The following is a 2,592-nucleotide window of genomic DNA, read 5'->3' as shown; positions in this document are numbered from 1 at the left end:
TCCGATCGCGCAGGAGCGGGATCGTCTCCCCCAATCGCACAAAACAAAGGGCGATGAGGAGGGTCACAAGGAGAGAAGCACCGCCGGCTGCACCCGACCATTCCCAGGCCATGCCCTAAGTGTAGGAGACTTACAGGGAGGGGGCAAGCCCGAAAGGCCCTGTCAATCTACCAGCGCAATTTTATCCCGATCCTCCACTCAGTGAACCCGGTCGTATCGACGGTCACCCCGGTGTTGAAGGTGAACAGCCCGCCGACGTCGGCCGTCACTCCCATGTCGGTCCGATCCCAGTCGAACAGAAGGCCGGTCGAGGTCCCGAACAGGGTATCAGCGGAGAAGATCACTCCCCATCCACTCGGCGGGACCTGAGTGGTGATGGAGATGATTTCCCAATCGGACTGGGGATAGTAGAGGTGCGCGTTGGCGTCGGCGTCGGACTTCAGTTCGATCGTCGCGCCGTACTTCGGGGTGGTGATCACGTAGTCGGTCGTGTTCAGGTTGGACAGGCTGCGGAACGTGGTTCCCGCGATCGTCGCCGAGAACTCCACCCCGTAGATTTCTAACCCGGTTATCGTCCCCCCGCTCCCGGGAAGGAGATGGGTATAGATTTTCACGCAGCCGTAGTCGGTCTCCAGGGACGGGGTGAAGGTATGGCTTGAGCTCTGGAGGGAGAAGTAGTAATCGAGGGTGAGATCAAGTGGAACCCCGAACACGTGCTCGAACACGAGCTCGACCTCCTGGCTGTCGAACCCGGTAGTGGAGAAGGTGGTGGTGCTCGTGAGCTCGATGCACCCGAACGCCTCTCCCTTGAACGTCAGCACCTCCCCGGAAAAGCAGAGGTTGCAGGTCACTGGGCTGATCGTCGGGTCGGTCTTGTACGTCTTTGTCAGAAGGAGGGAGGTCATGGTGGAGGAGGTCTGGGTGAACGAGATTCCGCTCAGATCGGCGCCGAAGAACGTCTGGCTCTCGAACGTAAACGCGCCACCGCCGATCTCCCCGTACAGGTCGAGGACGTGGCCATAGTTCAGCCCGTACGGGCTGTCTGATCCGGTCATCCCCGAGTACCACCGCACCACGAACGGGTTAAAGTCGAGGGTCAGGATCCCCTGGGTGTACAGAAACGAGCCCGACTGGGGCTCGAAGAGCATCACCCCGTCGAACGAGATGAACCCGATCGTGGCACACAGCCCGAACTCCTGCCACAGCCATCCGTCGATGATGAAGTCCGAGCTGCTCGTTAAGGTGAGGAAGCTGAGGGTGAACCCGGCGTTGAGAGTGGAGGAGAATGCGGAGAACGGCTTCGTCTGCTGTGGGGAGAGACCGATCTCCATCTCCCAGCTCCCGGAAAACGGTCCGGCGGCGAGGGCAAACCCGCCGAGCACAATGACTGATACCACCGACAAAACAACGATTCGCGCTTTCACGTTGCGGCCCCCTCTTGATCTAACCTGCCATTTGATTTCATTTCCGTAACGACCATAACAGCTTTCCACCCTTCCACTCTATGCGCTCCGACCGCGTCGGAGGGGAAACGGATCACCACCCCGGCCCGGAGTTCTTCGGTTTTTCCCGGGACATCGGTCCGGTTGGCACGCCCGGGAGAAGGGCGGTAGACTATTCAGTATGAGACGATTCGTGATCCTCAGCCATACGGGCCCCATCACCCCGGAGTTCTCACTGAACGACCTCCCCGGTGGGGCGGGACGGCTCGACGTCATCTGCCGGGCGATCGGGGCGGCGTTCTTCCTCTCTCACGACCTGCGCCGGGACGTGGAGGTGACGGTCCTGATCAGGAACAGTATCCAGATCAGGATCGTCGGCGCCGAAGTCCGTCACCTCAACCCGGACGAGCGCTCGACCGCCGCGTTGATCAAGCACGCCCTCGAGAAGCTGCAGGAGAGCAACGACGGAGCCCGAGATGAGGTCAGGAGCACTCCCGGGATCTACGTGGGGCGGGCCGACCTTGCCGGGGTACTCGACAGGTTATACCAACACGGGGCGCGGCCGATTGTGCTGCACGAGGAGGGGGCCCCGATCGAGTCATTCACCGTGCCGCGCGATCCTGCCTTCTTCCTCTCCGATCACCTCGACTTCACCCCGGAAGAAGAGGCCACGCTCGCCGAGCTCCCCCGCGTCTCCTTGGGGAAGGTCCCGCTTCACGCGAGCCAGTGCATCACCATTGTCCATCACTATCTCGATCGACGGGAGGAAGAAGATATGGAGGAACTGGTAGTATGTCACAAGGTGTGGGGGGAACCGAAGGCGTTGTTGATAAAAGGTCTCCTTGAAGACTTCGGGATTCCGGTGAACCTGGTGCGGCAGGTCCCCCCGTCGGTCTACCCGATGACGGTCGATGGGCTGGCCGAGGTCCGGTTGATGGTGCGACCGTCCGACCTCGCCCGGGCACGGGAGATCATCGCCGATTACTTCGAGGCGCCGGAGGAATAGTCGTAGCGGCGGGGCCTAAACCCGTCCTTACGGCCTCTATTGAAATTGACACCTCTATCGGCGTTTGTTATAAACGTTACGGAGGATAATCCGATGAATCACCAGGATGAGCCGATCACCAAACGCGATCTTGAGGAAGTTAAG

General features: G+C 60.5%; 2 protein-coding genes. One reads left to right on the top strand and one right to left on the bottom strand.

Translation table 11 applies throughout. The features are described from left to right. Window positions 1-167: 167 nt before the first annotated feature. Window positions 168-1,424: a hypothetical protein gene (locus J7J55_00245; GenBank protein ID MCD6141148.1), complete on the bottom strand. Its 1,257-nt coding sequence runs from the start codon at window positions 1,422-1,424 to the stop codon at window positions 168-170. Between the two features lie 199 nt (window positions 1,425-1,623). Between J7J55_00245 and trmY the strand changes: the two genes are divergently transcribed. After that, on the top strand, window positions 1,624-2,448 hold the full coding sequence (gene trmY / locus J7J55_00240; protein MCD6141147.1) for a tRNA (pseudouridine(54)-N(1))-methyltransferase TrmY: 825 nt from the start codon (window positions 1,624-1,626) through the stop codon (window positions 2,446-2,448). Window positions 2,449-2,592: the final 144 nt, after the last annotated feature.

It is taken from the genome of Candidatus Bipolaricaulota bacterium (assembly GCA_021159055.1).
GTDB lineage: Bacteria > Bipolaricaulota > Bipolaricaulia > UBA7950 > UBA9294 > S016-54.
Note: the sequence above shows the minus strand (reverse complement) of the source record. Positions and strands in the feature narration are given on the sequence as shown.